At 74.9% G+C, this 16,336-nt stretch carries 12 protein-coding genes and 1 pseudogene; 8 read left to right on the top strand and 5 right to left on the bottom strand.

The features are described 5' to 3' along the window. Nucleotides 1–33 precede the first annotated feature (33 nt). The 3 genes from CS2_RS01750 (at nucleotide 34) to CS2_RS01740 (ending at nucleotide 6,168) form a co-directional block, all read left to right on the top strand. Complete coding sequence (locus CS2_RS01750; RefSeq protein ID WP_046528597.1) at nucleotides 34–1,371, top strand: glutamine synthetase family protein; 1,338 nt, start codon at nucleotides 34–36, stop codon at nucleotides 1,369–1,371. A gap of 2 nt (nucleotides 1,372–1,373) precedes the next feature. Further along, complete coding sequence (locus CS2_RS01745) at nucleotides 1,374–4,415, top strand: bifunctional [glutamine synthetase] adenylyltransferase/[glutamine synthetase]-adenylyl-L-tyrosine phosphorylase (protein WP_070318642.1); 3,042 nt, start codon at nucleotides 1,374–1,376, stop codon at nucleotides 4,413–4,415. A gap of 148 nt (nucleotides 4,416–4,563) precedes the next feature. After that, on the top strand, nucleotides 4,564–6,168 hold the full coding sequence (locus CS2_RS01740; protein WP_070318641.1) for a methyl-accepting chemotaxis protein: 1,605 nt from the start codon (nucleotides 4,564–4,566) through the stop codon (nucleotides 6,166–6,168). Between the two features lie 110 nt (nucleotides 6,169–6,278). On the opposite strand, the gene glnA is transcribed toward CS2_RS01740, so the two are convergent. Beyond that, the gene (gene glnA / locus CS2_RS01735; RefSeq protein ID WP_046528594.1) at nucleotides 6,279–7,703 is read right to left on the bottom strand and encodes a type I glutamate--ammonia ligase; all 1,425 of its coding nucleotides are present in this window, start codon (nucleotides 7,701–7,703) and stop codon (nucleotides 6,279–6,281) included. A 177-nt stretch (nucleotides 7,704–7,880) separates the two neighbouring features. Between glnA and CS2_RS01730 the strand changes: the two genes are divergently transcribed. After that, the gene (locus tag CS2_RS01730) at nucleotides 7,881–8,375 is read left to right on the top strand and encodes an RDD family protein (protein WP_046528593.1); all 495 of its coding nucleotides are present in this window, start codon (nucleotides 7,881–7,883) and stop codon (nucleotides 8,373–8,375) included. A gap of 18 nt (nucleotides 8,376–8,393) precedes the next feature. Here CS2_RS01730 and CS2_RS01725 read toward each other — a convergent pair whose 3' ends face one another. After that, nucleotides 8,394–9,119: a DUF4191 domain-containing protein gene (locus tag CS2_RS01725; protein ID WP_070318640.1), complete on the bottom strand. Its 726-nt coding sequence runs from the start codon at nucleotides 9,117–9,119 to the stop codon at nucleotides 8,394–8,396. 29 nt (nucleotides 9,120–9,148) lie between these two features. Continuing rightward, nucleotides 9,149–10,162 (bottom strand): lipoyl synthase, encoded by a 1,014-nt coding sequence (lipA, locus tag CS2_RS01720; protein WP_070318639.1) that lies wholly within the window; start codon nucleotides 10,160–10,162, stop codon nucleotides 9,149–9,151. A 165-nt stretch (nucleotides 10,163–10,327) separates the two neighbouring features. Between lipA and CS2_RS01715 the strand changes: the two genes are divergently transcribed. Beyond that, nucleotides 10,328–10,831: a flavodoxin domain-containing protein gene (locus CS2_RS01715; protein WP_070318638.1), complete on the top strand. Its 504-nt coding sequence runs from the start codon at nucleotides 10,328–10,330 to the stop codon at nucleotides 10,829–10,831. A gap of 24 nt (nucleotides 10,832–10,855) precedes the next feature. Here CS2_RS01715 and lipB read toward each other — a convergent pair whose 3' ends face one another. Continuing rightward, nucleotides 10,856–11,539 carry a lipoyl(octanoyl) transferase LipB gene (lipB, locus tag CS2_RS01710; protein ID WP_070318637.1) on the bottom strand — a complete coding sequence of 228 codons (684 nt, stop codon included), beginning with the start codon at nucleotides 11,537–11,539 and terminating at the stop codon, nucleotides 10,856–10,858. 5 nt (nucleotides 11,540–11,544) lie between these two features. After that, nucleotides 11,545–12,042, bottom strand: a complete 498-nt coding sequence (locus CS2_RS01705) for a MarR family winged helix-turn-helix transcriptional regulator (protein WP_156441946.1) — start codon at nucleotides 12,040–12,042, stop codon at nucleotides 11,545–11,547. Nucleotides 12,043–12,090: 48 nt separating this feature from the next. Here CS2_RS01705 and CS2_RS01700 point away from each other — a divergent pair, with 48 nt between their 5' ends. The 3 genes and pseudogenes from CS2_RS01700 to CS2_RS01690 all read left to right on the top strand — a co-directional run. After that, the gene (locus CS2_RS01700) at nucleotides 12,091–14,403 is read left to right on the top strand and encodes an MMPL family transporter (RefSeq protein WP_233421031.1); all 2,313 of its coding nucleotides are present in this window, start codon (nucleotides 12,091–12,093) and stop codon (nucleotides 14,401–14,403) included. A 10-nt stretch (nucleotides 14,404–14,413) separates the two neighbouring features. After that, on the top strand, nucleotides 14,414–15,460 hold the full coding sequence (locus CS2_RS01695; protein WP_070318686.1) for a Gfo/Idh/MocA family protein: 1,047 nt from the start codon (nucleotides 14,414–14,416) through the stop codon (nucleotides 15,458–15,460). 80 nt (nucleotides 15,461–15,540) lie between these two features. Next, nucleotides 15,541–16,336, top strand: a pseudogene (locus tag CS2_RS01690) (hypothetical protein); the annotation flags it as partial.

Genomic DNA, 16,336 nt, shown 5'->3' with positions numbered 1-16,336 from the left:
CTGCGGGGTCGGGTCATCAGGCAGGATGTACGCATGGACAGGCAGCAGGAGTTCGTCCTCCGGACCGTCGAGGAGCGGGACATCCGCTTCATCCGTCTGTGGTTCACGGACGTGCTGGGCATGCTCAAGTCGGTCGCCGTCGCGCCTGCCGAGCTCGAGCAGGCGTTCAGCGAGGGCATCGGCTTCGACGGCAGCTCGATCGAGGGCCTCACGCGCGTGTACGAGGCCGACATGATCGCCAAGCCCGACCCGTCGACGTTCCAGATCCTGCCGTGGCGCGGCGAGCGGCACGGCACCGCGCGCATGTTCTGCGACCTGCTGACGCCCGACGGCGAGCCGTCGCTCGCGGACTCGCGCTACGTCCTCAAGCGTGCGCTGAACCGCGCGAGCGACCGCGGGTTCACGTTCTACACGCACCCCGAGGTCGAGTTCTACCTGTTCGACGCGCCCGCGGACCCGTCGCGGCCGCTCGTCCCGGTCGACCAGGGCGGCTACTTCGACCACGTGCCGCGCGGCACCGCGCACGACTTCCGCCGCGCCGCGATCACGATGCTCGAGTCCATGGGCATCTCGGTCGAGTTCTCGCACCACGAGGCCGGTCCGGGTCAGAACGAGATCGACCTGCGGTACGCCGACGCGCTCACCACCGCCGACAACATCATGACGTTCCGCACGGTCGTCAAGGAGGTCGCGCTCGAGCAGGGCGTGTTCGCGTCGTTCATGCCCAAGCCGCTGGCCGACCAGCCGGGGTCGGGCATGCACACGCACGTGTCGCTGTTCGAGGGCGACCGCAACGCGTTCCACGAGCCGGGTGCGCCGCTCGAGCTGTCGAAGGTCGCGCGCTCGTTCATCGCGGGCATGCTCACGCACGCGGCCGAGATCACGGCCGTGACCAACCAGTTCGTCAACTCCTACAAGCGGCTGTGGGGCGGCGCCGAGGCGCCCTCGTTCATCTGCTGGGGCCACAACAACCGCTCGGCGCTCGTGCGCGTGCCGATGTACAAGCCCGGCAAGGGCAACTCGAGCCGCGTCGAGTACCGCGCGGTGGACTCGGCGACGAACCCGTACCTCGCGTTCGCGGTGCTGCTCGCGGCCGGGCTCAAGGGCATCGAGGAGGGCTACGAGCTGCCCGAGGGCGCCGACGACGACGTGTGGGAGCTCACCGACGCCGAGCGCAAGGCGCTCGGCATCGAGCCGCTGCCGACGTCGCTCGAGGCGGCGATCGCCGTCATGGAGCGCTCGGAGCTGGTCGCCGAGACCCTCGGCGAGCACGTCTTCGACTACTTCCTGCGCAACAAGCGCCAGGAGTGGGCCGAGTACCGCGCGCAGGTCACGCCGTACGAGCTGCAGCGGTTCCTGCCGCTCGTCTGACCGTGGCCACGACGCCGGGCCGCGGCTCGTCGCTCCCGACGCGGCTGACGCGCGTCGGCGTGGCCGACGTGCCCCGGGGCGAACGGCTCCTGGGCGACCCCGCGCTCGCGGCCGTCGACGCCGAGGTCGTCGAGCACGTGGTCGCGGCGCTCGCGGAGGTCGGGGACCCCGACGAGGCGCTGCTCGCGGTCGCCAAGCTCGCGGGCGCGGTCCAGCGCGACGACCGCCTCACGGCGCTGCTGCACGACGTGCTCGCCGACGACGGCCCCGCGCGCGCCCGCCTGCTGGCCGTCACGGGTGCGTCGTCGGCGCTCGGGAACGCGCTCGCGGCGCACCCCGTGAACCTGCTCGCGGTCGCCGACCCGACGCCGGGCACGGGCGTCGCCGCCGCCCACGTGCGCGCCGAGCTGCTGCGCGCCGTGGACGCCGACCCCGCCGCGGACGTGCCCGTCGCCGGGCTGGCCGGCACGCCGGGCGTCGACGCGATGCGGCGCGCCTACCGCACGCGGCTGCTGCGCATCGCCGCGACCGACCTCACCGCCGAGGACCCCCTGACCCGGCTGCCGGGTGTCGCGGCCGCGCTCGCGGACCTCGCGGCCGCGGCCCTCGAGGCGGCGCTCGCGCTCGCGCGCGCCGACCTCGACGACGAGGGGTGCGGCGTGCGGCTCGCGGTCATCGGCATGGGCAAGGCCGGCGGGCGCGAGCTCAACTACGTGTCGGACGTCGACGTCGTGTACGTCGCCGAGCCGGTCGACGGCACGCCCGAGGACGAGGCGCTCGTGGCCGGCGCGCGGCTCGCGGCGGGCCTCGCGCGCGCGTGCTCGGCGCCCGCGGGCGAGCCCGCGCTGTGGCCGGTGGACGCCGCGCTGCGCCCCGAGGGCAAGGACGGCCCGCTCGTGCGGACGCTCGCGAGCCACCGCGCGTACTACGAGCGGTGGGCCAGGACGTGGGAGTTCCAGGCCCTGCTCAAGGCGCGGCCGCTCGCCGGGGACGCCGACCTGGGCCGCGCGTACGTCGACACGGTCAACCCGTTCGTGTGGGCGGCGGTGCAGCGCGACAACTTCGTCGAGGACGCGCAGGCCATGCGGCGCCGCGTCGAGGCGCACATCCCGCGCGCGGAGGCGGACCGGCAGCTCAAGCTCGGTGCGGGGGGCCTGCGCGACGTCGAGTTCACGGTGCAGCTGCTGCAGCTCGTGCACGGGCGCGCCGACGAGTCGATCCGCAGCCCGTCGACGCTCACGGCGCTCGCGGCGCTCGCGGCCGGCGGCTACGTGGGGCGTGAGCACGCCGCTCAGCTCGCGGTCTGCTACCGCTGGATGCGCATGATGGAGCACCGGATCCAGCTGCACCGCCTGCAGCGCACGCACCTGGTGCCGACGTCGGAGCCCGACCTGCGGCGGCTCTCCCGGACCATGCGGATGCGCATCGAGGGCCCCGAGGGGCTGCTGGAGCGGTGGCGCACGACGCGCCGCGAGGTGCGGCGCCTGCACGAGGAGCTGTTCTACCGACCCCTGCTGCCGGCGACGGCGCGGCTGTCGACCGAGGAGGCGAGCCTGGCGCCCGAGGCGCAGCGCGCGCGCCTCGCGGCCATCGGCTACCGCGACCCGGCGGGTGCGGTCCGGCACATCGCCGCGCTCTCGGAGGGCGTCTCGCGGCGGGCGGCGATCCAGCGGCAGCTGCTGCCGGTCATGCTCGGCTGGTTCGCCGAGGGCGCCGACCCCGACGCCGGTCTGCTCGCGTTCCGGCGGCTGTCCGAGCAGCTCGGCTCGACGCACTGGTACCTCAAGCTCCTGCGCGACTCCGGCACCGCGGGGCAGCGTCTCGCGCAGGTCCTGTCGACCTCGCGGTACGCGGCCGACGCGCTGTCGCGCTCGCCGAACTCCGTGACGTGGCTCGACGACGACGCCGAGCTCGCGCCACGGTCCGCCGAGCGGCTCGTCGCGGAGGCCGACGCCGTGCTGCGGCGGGCGAGCGAACCGGTGCCCGCCGTGACGGCGTTGCGCGCGCTGCGCCGTCGCGAGCTCGCCCGGACCGCCGTCGCCGACGTGCTCGGCGGCACGACGGGCGTGCGCGCGTCGCACAGCCTCACGAACGCGGCCGACGCCGTCCTCGCGGGCACGCTGCGTGTCGCCGAGGCGGAGGCGCGCGCCGCCGCGGGGGTCGACGCGAGCCCGACGCGTCTGCTCGTCGTCGCGATGGGGCGCATGGGCGGCCGTGAGATGGGGTACTCGTCCGACGCCGACGTGCTGTTCGTGCACGACCCGGTGCCGGGCGCCGACCCGCAGGCCGCGCAGCAGTTCGCGGTCGCGGTCGCGTCGCAGCTGCGGCAGCTGCTGGGGTCGGTCGGGCCGGAGCCCACGCTGAGCGTGGACGCGGACCTGCGCCCCGAGGGACGCAACGGACCGCTCGCGCGCTCGTTCGACGCGTACGCCGAGTACTACGCGCGCTGGTCCGCGACCTGGGAGAGCCAGGCGCTGCTGCGGGCCCGACCGGTCGCCGGGGACACCGGGCTGGGGGAGCGGTTCGTCGCGCTCGTCGACCCGCTGCGCTACCCCGAGGGCGGGCTCGACCCCGCCGCGGTCCGCGAGGTGCGTCGCATCAAGGCGCGCGTCGAGGCCGAACGGCTGCCGCGCGGCCTCGACCCGACCCGCCACCTCAAGCTCGGCCGCGGCGGCATCAGCGACGTCGAGTGGACGGCGCAGCTCCTGCAGCTGCTGCACGCGCACGCCGTGCCCGCGCTGCGCACGACGTCGACGCTCGACGCGCTCGCCGCCGCCACCGAGGCCGGGCTGCTCGACGCCGACGACGCGACCGTGCTGCGCGAGGCGTGGGAGCTCGCGTCGCGCATCCGGGACGCGAACGTGCTGTGGACGGGCCGCGCCGAGGGCGCGCACGCCGACGTCCTGCCGCACGACCGGGTCGCGCTCGCCGGCGTGTCCCGCGTCCTGGGGATGCCCCCGGGCTCGGGCGCCGAGCTCGAGGACACGTACCTGCGCGGCGCGCGGCGCGCGCGGGCCGTCGTCGAGCGCGTCTTCTACGGCTGACGCGGTCCCGGTCCCGACGCGAGGCGGCGTCCGTGCAGGTCGCGGCCCACGAGCGCTCACCCTTCGCCCGGGGCAACCGATGGAGAGGTGAACCCCCTCCGTGTGCGGTCGCTGTCGCGCGCCGTCGCGGCCCACCGTCAGGAGACCCATGTCGTACCCTTCCGTCGCCCCGCACACCCGTCGCCGCGGTCGGCGTCTGTCCATCGCGGGGAAGGTCCTCGGACTGCTCGCGGCCGCGGGCCTCGTCGGCGTCGTCGTCGTGGTGTCCGCCGCGCTGGGCCTGACGCAGCTGCGCGCCGACGTCGAGCGGACCAGCGCGAACGTCGCCCAGCTGAGCCAGGTCAGCGACCTCGCGCGCGCGTTCCAGGCCGGACGGGCCCGCATGGTCGAGTACCCGGCGGCCTCCGAGCAGGTCCGCGGCGACCTGCGCGACCAGCTCGACGGCTACGTCGCGACGATCGCCGAGCAGCTCGCGGCGTACGAGGACCAGGCCGCCGACGCCGACGCGTTCGCGGCGTTCGAGGGCGCCTGGACCGAGATGGTCGGCCTCGCGAAGGACGAGCTGTTCCCGATGGCCGACGGCGGGGACGTCGCGGGGGCCGCGGCGTTCTACCGGGCGGCGATCCTGCCGCAGACGACGATCGGTGCGGACGCGATCGCCGCCGAGAACGCGGCCGTCGCTGCGGCCGCCGACGCGGACGCCGCTGCGTCGGGCGCCAACGTCAACCGCACGCTGGCGACCGTGGTGGGCGTGCTGCTGCTCGGCCTGACCGTCGTCGTGGTGGTCGGTCTGCGGGTCGCGCGGCGGCTCGCCCTGGACGCCGGGGAGGTGCGCACGGCGCTCGAGGCCATGGCGGACGGCGACCTCACGCACACGGCGCACGTGCGCAGCACCGACGAGCTCGGTGACATGGCGCGCTCGCTGGACCTCGCGCAGACGAGCCTGCGCGAGGTCGTGTCCGGCGTCGCGGAGTCCGCGCACACCGTCGCGTCGGCGGCCGAGGAGCTCGCCGCCGCGTCGACCCAGGTCGTCGCGGGATCGGACGAGACGTCGGCTCAGGCGGGCGTCGTGGCGGCCGCGGCCGAGCAGGTGTCGCGCAACGTGCAGTCGGTCGCGGCGGGCGCCGAGCAGATGGGTGCCTCGATCCGCGAGATCGCGCAGAACGCGTCGCAGGCCGCCAAGGTCGCGGGCCAGGCCACCGACGCCGCGGCGGCGACCAACGAGCAGGTCTCGCGCCTGGGGACGTCGTCGCAGGAGATCGGCAACGTCGTCAAGGTGATCACGTCGATCGCGGAGCAGACGAACCTGCTGGCGCTCAACGCGACCATCGAGGCGGCCCGCGCGGGCGAGGCGGGCAAGGGGTTCGCGGTCGTGGCGGGCGAGGTCAAGGAGCTCGCGCAGGAGACCGCGAAGGCCACCGAGGACATCGTGCGGCGTGTCGAGGCCATCCAGACCGACACGTCCGGCGCCGTCGGTGCGATCGGCGAGATCGCCGAGATCATCGCGTCGATCAACGACTACCAGCTGACGATCGCGTCGGCGGTCGAGGAGCAGACCGCCACGACCACCGAGATGTCGCGGTCGGTCGGCGAGGCGGCCGCGGGGTCGGGGGAGATCGCCTCGAACATCACGGGCGTCGCCACGGCCGCGAGCTCGTCGTCGGAGACCCTCAACCAGATGGGTGCCGCGATCGGCGAGATGGCCCGCACGTCGGAGGACCTGCGCGCCCGGGTGTCGCACTTCCGGTACTGAGCGCCACCGGGACCGGGTGCGCACAGCGGAGCACCCCCGTCGCCTCGAGGGCGACGGGGGTGCTTTCCTGCAGGTCAGGCGCTCACGGGAGCAGCCGTGACACCTGACGATCAGACGTCGTAGTACAGCTCGAACTCGTGCGGGTGCGGGCGCAGCCGGATCGGGTCGACCTCGGCCGAGCGCTTGTAGTCGATCCACGTGCGGATGAGGTCCGGCGTGAACACGTTGCCGGCGGTCAGCCAGTCGTGGTCGGCCTCGAGGTTGTCGAGCACCTCGGCGAGCGAGCCCGGGACCTGCTGGATGAGCGCGTGCTCCTCGGGGGGCAGCTCGTAGAGGTCCTTGTCGACCGGCTCCGGCGGCTCGATGCGGTTCTGGATGCCGTCCAGGCCGGCCATGAGCATGGCCGCGAATGCGAGGTACGGGTTCGACGACGGGTCCGGCACGCGGAACTCGACGCGCTTGGCCTTGGGGTTCGAGCCCGTGACGGGGATGCGGATGCACGCCGAGCGGTTGCGGGCCGAGTAGACCAGGTTGACCGGCGCCTCGAAGCCCGGCACCAGGCGGTGGTACGAGTTCACCGTGGGGTTGGTGAACGCGAGCAGCGACGGCGCGTGCTTGAGCAGGCCGCCGATGTACCAGCGGGCGATGTCCGACAGGCCGCCGTAGCCCTTCTCGTCGAAGAACAGCGGCTCGCCGTCCTTCCACAGGGACTGGTGCACGTGCATGCCCGAGCCGTTGTCGCCGAACAGCGGCTTCGGCATGAAGGTCGCCGTGCGGCCGTTCTCGTGAGCGACGTTCTTCACGACGTACTTGAACAGCTGCACCTTGTCGGCCGACTTGGACAGCGTGTCGAAGCGGTAGTTGATCTCCGCCTGGCCGGCGGTGCCGACCTCGTGGTGCGCGCGCTCGACCTGCAGGCCGAGGGCGTCGAGCTGCAGCGAGATCTGGTCGCGCAGGTCGGCGAAGTGGTCGACCGGCGGGACGGGGAAGTAGCCCCCCTTGTAGGGCGTCTTGTGCCCCAGGTTGCCACCCTCCTCCTCGCGGCCCGTGTTCCACGCGGCCTCGATCGAGTCGATGTAGTAGTACGACGCGTTCTGCTTCGTCTCGAAGCGGATGTCGTCGAAGATGTAGAACTCGGCCTCGGGCGCGAAGAACGCGGTGTCCGCGATGCCGGTCGACTTGAGGTACGCCTCGGCCTTCGCGGCGACCTGGCGGGGGTCGCGGCTGTAGGGCTCGTCGGTGTACGGGTCGACGATGTGGAAGTTGATGTTCAGCGTCTTCTCGACGCGGAAGGGGTCGACGTACGCGGTCGTGACGTCGGGCACGAGCTTCATGTCGGACTCGTGGATGGCCTGGAAGCCGCGGATCGACGAGCCGTCGAACATCTGGCCGTCCGTGAAGAAGTCCGCGTCGAGCGAGGCGGCCGGCACGTTGAAGTGCTGCATCACACCCGGCAGGTCGCAGAACCGCACGTCGACGAACTTGACGTCCTCGCTCTTGATGAACGCCAGGACTTCCTCTGGCTTCGTGAACATCCGCTGCTCCTCGGTCGGTGGTGCCCGGTCGACCCGGGCGCTGACGAGGCTAGGAGCGGGGGGTTTCCCCGCCGTGGCCCCGTTGTTTCCGGCAGGTTACGCGCTGGGCCCCCGTGTAACGATCTCGCGTCCCGTGCACCGGGCGGGCGACGTGCAGGGCGCACGTACGCTGGTGGCATGGCGACGCGTGACTCGGTGGGCTCGTGGCTCGAGGGCGGACCCGGCTCCGACGGGGACCGCGGCAGCAGGCTCGGGCTCCCCGCGTCGGGCAGCGGCTCGTTGGCGCGGCCCGGCCGGCGCCTGGTGGCGCTCGCGATCGACTGGGTCGCGTGCCTCGCCGTCTCCGCGGTGCTGCTGCCGGTGCGGGACGACGGGCTCTTCCTGTTCCGCGGGCACGAGCTCGCGACGCTCGCGGTGTTCGCCGTCGAGAACCTCGTGCTCGTCGCCACGCTCGGGCACACGCTCGGCCACCGGCTGCTCGGTCTGCAGGTGCGCCGGCTCGCGCAGACGTCGCTGCGCACGCCGCCGGCGCCCGTCGACGGCCCGCCCGGGATCGTCGCCGCGGCCGTGCGGACGCTGCTCGTGTGCCTCGTGATCCCCGCGGTCGTCTGGGACGGCGACGGGCGCGGCCTGCACGACCGTGCCGCCGGCACGGTGCTCGTCCGTCGCTGACGGCGGACGCCTCGCACGTCAGCGGCCGCGCATGCCCTTGCGGTCGGGGCGCGCACGCATCGGGTCGATGCCCTTGGGCACCGGGAGCTTGACCGCGCCGAGCGACGTCACGCGGCGCAGCACCTCGCCGACCTCGGCCTTGGTGAGGTTGCCCTTGAGCTTCGTGACCGTGCGGGGGAGCTTGCGCAGCGGCACCTGGCCCTCGCCGTCACCGACCTGGATCAGGTGGATCGGCGCGCCCGAGACGACGCGCGCCGTGCGCTTGCGCTCCGACTCGAGCAGCCGGCCGATGCGGTGCGCGGGGCCCTCGCCGATCAGCACGACGCCCGGGCGTCCGACGCCGCGGAACACGAGGTCCTGCGTGCGGGGGTCGGCCGCGACGGGCTCCTGCGTGAACGTCCAGCCGCGACGCAGCGTGCTGAGCGCGGCCATCGACGCGCCCGGCTGCCCGTCGATCCGCGCGTAGGCGGCGGTCTCGGCGCGGCGCGCGAGCACGAACATCGCTCCCAGCAGCGCGAACGGCACGCTGATGACCAGCAGGTACACGACGTGGCCCGTCAGGGCCCCGATGAGCACGCCGAGCGCGAGCACCCCGGCGAAGACGGCGAGGATGATCCACGTCACCGCCGGGTCGGTCTGCCGCGTGACCTGGTACGCCTGCCAGACCTGGTGGTACCACCGGGTCTTCTTGACCTTGCCGCCCTTGGCGGGGGCGTCGGGGGACGTGGAGCGCTCGCGTGCCATGGGTCAGGAGTCTACCGGGGTGCGGCCGGTCAGCCGACGGTCGCGCGGGCCAGCAGGGACGACGCCTCCTGGCGCGACGTCGTCGGCTCGCCGAGGTGCGCGAGCGCGTCGGGGATCGGCAGCCCGCGGCGGCGCATCGCCTGGCCCCAGAGCCGTCCGGCGCGGTACGACGAGCGCACGAGCGGCCCGGACATGACGCCGAGGAAGCCGAGGCGCTCGGCCTCGGCCGACAGCTCGACGAACTCCTCGGGCCGCACCCAGCGGTCGACGGGGTGGTGGCGCACCGAGGGGCGCAGGTACTGCGTGATGGTGACGAGGTCGCAGCCGGCCTCGTGCAGGTCGCGCAGCGCGTCCGCGGCCTCCTGCGTCGTCTCGCCCATGCCGAGGATGAGATTCGACTTGGTCACGAGCCCGGCCTCGCGGGCGCGCGTGATGACCGACAGCGACCGCTCGTAGCGGAAGCCGGGGCGGATCTGCTTGAAGATGCGCGGCACGGTCTCGAGGTTGTGCGCGAGCACCTCGGGGCGCGACTCGTTGACGACGTCGAGCAGCTCAGGCACCGCGTTGAAGTCGGGGATCAGCAGCTCGACGCCGGTCCCCGGGTTGAGCGCGTGGATCTGCCGCACGGTCTCGGCGTAGAGCCACGCACCGCCGTCGGCCAGGTCGTCGCGCGCGACGCCCGTGACGGTCGAGTACTTCAGCCCCATGGCCTGCACCGACTCGGCGACGCGCCGCGGCTCGTCGGCGTCGAAGTCGGCCGGCTTGCCGGTGTCGATCTGGCAGAAGTCGCACCGGCGCGTGCACTGGTCGCCGCCGATGAGGAACGTCGCCTCGCGGTCCTCCCAGCACTCGAAGATGTTGGGGCAGCCCGCCTCCTCGCAGACCGTGTGCAGGCCCTCGCGGCGCACGAGGCCCTTGAGCTCGCTGTACTCGGGGCCGGTGGTCGCACGCGTGCGGATCCACTCGGGCTTCTTCTCGATCGGCGTGGCGGCGTTGCGGGCCTCCACCCGGAGCATGCGGCGTCCCTCGGGTGCGATCGTCACGCGGCCAGACTAACCCGCGCGGTCGGCGCCCGGCCCGTCGTCCGGGTGTGACGGGGACCTCCGTCCCGGGCGGGCGCGACGACCGGGAGGGACGCTGGGCAGATACCGGTCCGCGACCCGCGGGGGGTCCGTGGTCGCCGAGCGACCGGGCGAGGAGGTGGCACGGTGCACGTCCTGGTGACGGTCGCGTCGCGGCACGGCGCGACGCGCGAGATGGGCGACGTGGTCGCCGAGGTCCTGAGGTCGGCCGGGCACGACGTCGACGAGGTCGAGCCGGACGAGGTCGAGCACGTCGAGCCGTACGACGCGGTCGTGCTCGGCTCGGCGGTGTACGTCGGGCGGCTCGCGCTCGGCCTGCGCGACCTCGTGGACCGGCAGGGCGGCCAGCTGCGGCAGCGCCCGGTGTGGCTCTTCTGGTCGGGACCCGTCGGCGACCCGCCGGTGCCGGCGACGGTGCCGGACGACGTCACGCGGATCGCCGAGACCGTCGGGGTGCGCGACGTCGCGACGTTCGCCGGCCGGCTGGACCGCGACGGCCTGAACATCTCCGAGCGCGCGCTCGTCGCGCTCACGCGCGCGGACGCGGGGGACTTCCGGGACCTCGACGTCGTGCGCACGTGGGCGGAGGGCGTCGCGCGCGAGCTGCGGACCGTGGGCCAGGAGGCGTAGCGGCCCGGGGTCGGAACCGCCGTCTCAACCCGCGGCGACCGCCGCGCCCGCGGCCAGCAGCGGCGCGAGCGCGTCGCGCAGGTGGGCGACGACGAGCGGCGTGACCTCGGCGATCGTGACCTCGCGCCCGGCCTCGGCGCTCAGGGTCGTGACGTCGGCGTCGTCGATCCCGCACGGCACGATGCGCGAGTACCAGTCGAGCGACGCCGTGCAGTTCAGCGCGAACCCGTGCATCGTGACGCCGCGGGCCACGCGCACGCCGATCGCGGCGACCTTGCGCTCGCGGCGGGGTGCGGGGGAGGCGTCCGCGGGGTCGGCCGGGAGCCACACGCCGCTGCGACCCTCGACGCGCACGGTCGCGACGCCCACGTCGGCGCACGTGCGCATGAGCGCGTCCTCGAGCGCGCGGACGTACGCGACCACGTCGACGGGCTCGGCGAGCCGCACGATCGGGTAGCCGACCAGCTGCCCGGGGCCGTGCCACGTGATGCGACCCCCGCGGTCGACGTCGACGACGGGCGTGCCGTCGACGGGGCGGTCCGAGCGGGCCGTGCGCTTGCCCGCGGTGTACACGGGCTCGTGCTCGACGAGCAGCAGGGTGTCCTCGCGCTCGCCCGCGGCGACGGCCGCGTGCACCTCGCGCTGCAGGTCCCAGGTCGGCACGTACGGCTGCAGGCGGGTGCCGAGGTCGAGCGGTTCGACGCGCATGCACGTCAGGCTAAGCCCTCGTCGGCGGTCCCCGGCCGGGCGGCGGCCGCGACGCCCTCGGGGTCGAGGTCCTCGGGGCGCACGACCTCGCGCAGCAGCTCGTCGAGCAGCGCTCGGCGCTCGGGCGCCAGGTGTCCGAGCACGCTCTCCTGGGCGGGCCCCGGATCGGCGCACGCGGCCAGCGCGCGGGCGCCGTCGGGCGTGATCGCGATGACGTGCCGGCGTCGGTCGTCGTCGTGACGGCGCCGTGTGACGTACCCCGTGCGCTCGAGCCGGGCCACGACGCGGCTCATGGTCTGCTCGGTCACGCCGCACGCGTCGGCGAGCTCGCGCTGGGACATAGCGCCCATGGAGACGTGCACCAGCACGGGCAGGCTCGCGTGGTTGAGGTCCCAGGACGCGAGGTGCGCGTCCCACGCGCGCTCGACGCGGCGCGCGGCCGTCGACAGCAGGCGTCCGACCGGCCAGTGGTCGGGCCGGCCCCGCGGCTGCTGCGTGCTCACTCGTCCTCCAGGTTGCCGAGGCGTCGCCGCGGCGTCATGATGCTCAGCATGCTGAGGAATCCCGTGGCGCGCGCGGTCGCCGTCGCCGTCGTGCTCGTCGTCTGGCTCGGTCTCGGTTCCGTGGGCGGCATGGCCCAAGGACGCCTCTCCCAGGTCCAGACGAACGACGCGGCGGCGTTCCTGCCGTCGTCGGCGCAGTCCACCCGCGCGGCCGAGGCCGCACGCGACTTCGTCGACACGCAGACCCTACCTGCGCTCGTCGTGCTCGCCCCGGCGGACGGCTCGGACGTCACCGACGCCCAGCTCCAGGCCGTCGCGCGGTTCGCCGAGCAGGTCCCGGCCCTGCCCGTCGACGGCGGCACGTGGGCCGACCACCTCACCGGACCCGTCGTGCCGGTGCCGTCGCAGGACGGCGCAGCGATCCTCGTGCCCGTCCCGCTCGACGGACAGGCCGCCGAGCAGCTCGTCGACGACGAGTCCCTCACGAACCTGCTCGTCGGCGACCTGCGGACCGCGCTCGCGGACGACCTCGGCGCGACCCCCACCACCGCCGGCGACGTCGGCCTGCACGCGTGGGTCACGGGACCCGCCGGCTTCGTCTCCGACCTCGGCACCGCGTTCGCCGGCATCGACGGCCTGCTCCTGCTCGTCGCGCTCGGCGCGGTCCTGCTCATCCTCGTGGTCGTCTACCGGTCCCCGTTCCTGCCGTTCGTCGTCATCCTCACGGCCGTGTTCGCGCTCGCGCTCGCCGGGCTGGTGGTCTACGAGCTCGCCGACGCGGGCGTGCTCGTCCTCAACGGCCAGGCGCAGGGCATCCTGTCGATCCTCGTCGTCGGCGCCGCCGTCGACTACTCGCTCCTGCTCGTCGCGCGCTACCGCGAGGAGCTGCGGCACGCCGAGCACCCGGCGGACGCGATGCGCGTCGCGTGGCGCCAGACGCTCGAACCCGTCGCCGCCAGCGCGGGGACCGTCGTGGCGGGGCTGCTGTGCCTCCTGCTGTCCGACCTCGCGTCCAACCGCAGCCTCGGCCCCGTGGCCGCGATCGGCATCGGCGCCGCGCTGCTCGCCGCGCTCACGTTCCTGCCCGCGATGCTCCTCGTCGCCGGTCGTCGTTCGCGCGCGCTGTTCTGGCCCCGCGCGCCCCGGCCTGCCACGGCGACGACCACCGCCGCCACGCACGGCGAGCACGCGGCCACGGTGCCGCCCGCCGCCGCCGACCCCTCCGAGGGCACCGGCCTGTGGGCGCGCTGGGCGCGGTTCGTCGCGCGCCGCGCCCGTCCCGTGTGGCTCGTCAGCGCCGCCGTGCTGCTGGTCGCGGCCGCGTTCGTCCCGACGTTCCGCGCGTCCGGCACGAGCCAGACCGACGTGTTCCTCACCCCCGTCGACTCGGTCGCGGGCGAGGAGGTGCTCGCCGAGCACTTCCCCGCGGGAGCCGTGCAGCCCGCGGTCGTGATCGTCGCGCAGGACGAGCTCGACGCCGTCGTCGCCGCGGCGCAGGACGTCGACGGCGTCGCGTCCGCCACGCCCTACACGGGCTCGACCGGCGCACCCGCCGGCGCCGCCCCCGGCGGCCCCGGTGCCGCCCCGGCCGACCCCGTCGTCGTCGACGGCCGGGTCCGCGTCGACGTGGCGACCGAGGCGCCGTCCGACAGCCAGGAGGCGGTCGACACCGTCGCCGACCTGCGCGACGCGGTCGTCACGGTCGCCCCCGACGCGCTCGTCGGCGGCCCCGCCGCCGAGACGCTCGACACCCAGGTCGCCGGTGCGCGCGACCTGCGGGTCATCGTCCCGGTCGTCCTCACGGTGATCCTGCTGATCCTCATGCTGCTGCTGCGCTCGGTGGCCGCCGGGCTGCTGCTCATGGGGGCCAACGTGCTGTCGTTCGCGGCCGCGATCGGGGTCTCGGCGCTCGTGTTCGACCACGTGCTCGACCTGCCCGACGCGGACCCCGTCGTCCCGCTCTACGGGTTCGTGTTCCTCGTCGCGCTCGGCGTCGACTACTCGATCTTCCTCATGACGCGCGTCCGGGAGGAGTCCGCGGCGGTCGGCACCCGCGCCGGCGTGGTGCGTGGCCTCGCGGTCACGGGCGGCGTCATCACGTCCGCCGGCCTCGTGCTCGCCACGACGTTCGCGGCGCTGTCGGTGATCCCGCTGCTGTTCATGGCGCAGCTCGCGTTCATCGTCGCGTTCGGCGTGCTGCTCGACACGTTCGTCGTGCGCAGCCTGCTGGTGCCGGGGCTCGTGCACGACCTCGGGGCGCGCACCTGGTGGCCGTCGGCGCTCGCACGACGTCCCGAGCACGGCGTCCACGCGGCGACCGCACGGACCGCGGCGGACGAGGATCCCGCGCGCCGCTCGTAGAGTGGCGGGCATGGAGCCGCTGCGCATCGGACTGGTCGGGTACGGCGGCGCGGGGCGCGGCATCCACGCGCGCCTCGCGCGCGCGACGGGCCAGCGCGTCGTGGCCGTGGTGACGCGGAACCGCGGCGAGCAGGTCGTGGCCGACTGGCCCGGCGCGCACGTCGTGCCCGACGTCGAGGCGCTCCTCGCGCTGCGCGACGAGCTCGACCTCGTCGTCGTCGCGAGCCCGACGGGCGACCACGCGGCGCACGTCCGCGCCGCGCTCGACGCGGACGTCGCGGTGCTGGTCGACAAGCCGCTGGCCACCACGCGCGTGCAGGCCGCGGCGCTCGTGCGGCTCGCGCAGGAGCGCGGCGGGCGGCTCACGGTGTTCCAGAACCGTCGCTGGGACCCCGAGCAGCTCACGCTGCGCGCGCTGCTCGACGCCGGCGAGCTCGGTCGCGTGCACCGGTTCGAACGGCGCTGGGAGAGGTACCGCCCCGAGCCGCAGCACCGCTGGAAGGAGCAGGACGCGGTCGCGGGCGGCCTGCTGCTCGACCTCGGCGCGCACCTCGTCGACTCGGCGGTGCAGCTGTTCGGCCCCGTGCGCCGCGTGCACGCCGAGCTGCGCGCGCTGACGACGCCCGCGCTCGACGACGTGTTCCTCGCGCTCGAGCACGCGGCGGACGCCGACGGCCACCACGTCGTGTCCCACCTGTGGGCCGGCGGGCTCGTCGGCGCGCCCGGGCCGCGCACCCGTGTGCTGGGGGAGCGCGGGGCGTACCTCGTGACGAGCTTCGAGGGCGAGCCGACGCCGTTCGCCGTGCTCGACGACGCGCTCGACGCGCAGCGCGGCCCCGACGAGCCGGCGCACGAGGGCTGGCTGGTGCGCGGCGCCGAGCGCACCCCCGTGCCTCGCGCGCCCGGCGGACACGAGGACGTGTACCGCGCGATCCAGGCGTGGCTGCGCGCCGACGGCCCCGTGCCCGTCGACCCCGCCGACGCCGTGGCCACCGCGCGCGTGCTCGACGCCGCGCGCGTCGCCGCCGAGACCGGGGTGCCGCAGCTCCTGGGCTGACCCGCGGCGCGCCCGCCGCCGTGCCGGGGCCTGTGGACGACGCGCACGCGCCGCCGGGCACCGCGTGTTGGATGACGGCCGTGCCCACGGTCCCGCCCCCTGACGACGTCCTCCGGCTGCTGCACGCGCTCGGTGCACGGCCCGCGTCCCCGGTCGGCACCGACGGGTCCTGGTGGGTCGCGCGGCCCCTCGACGACGCGGACGAGCGCTGGCTCGAGGTCCAGGTCCTCGACGCACCCGCGGACGCGACCCTCGCGACGCGCGCCGCGGCGCTCCTGGCGCTCGACCACCCGCACCTCGCGCGCGTCCACGCGGTCGAGCCGCTCGCACCGGGTCGCGTCGCGGTGGTCTGCGAGCACGTGCCCGGCCCGACCGTCGCCGCCGTCCGGGCGGCGCGCCCGCCGCTCGCGGACGGCGAGGTCGTGACGCTCGCGGTGCCGGTCGCGCAGGCGCTCGGGGCGCTGCACGCCGCCGGCCTCGCGCACGGGGCGGTCGGCGCCGACCGGGTGGTCGTGCGGCCGGGCGGCATGCCCGTCCTGGTCGACCTGCGCGGCGCGCTGCGCGGCGACGGCAGCCCGACCGGTGACGTGCACCGGCTCCTCGCGACGCTGCTGGGGCTCATGGCGCCCCTCGACGCGCACCTCGCCGCGGGTCTCGACGGCACGCTGCGGCTGCGCGACGCGCTCGAGCGCCTGCTGCGCACGAACGCCGCGGCGGGCGACGTCGTCGACGCCGCCTTCGCGTGCGCGGACGCCGAGCCCGTCCTCGTGCCCGACCCGGACGTGCTCGCCGGTGCGCAGGTCGCGCTCGCGCACGGCCGCACGTCCGCGCCGCGCGAGGCCGCGGGGGGCCCGGTGCCCGCGCGGCGGTCGCGGC

This window comes from Cellulomonas iranensis NBRC 101100 = JCM 18110 (genome assembly GCF_001552375.1).
Classification (GTDB): domain Bacteria; phylum Actinomycetota; class Actinomycetes; order Actinomycetales; family Cellulomonadaceae; genus Cellulomonas; species Cellulomonas iranensis.
This window is presented reverse-complemented; position numbering and strand designations above follow the sequence as displayed.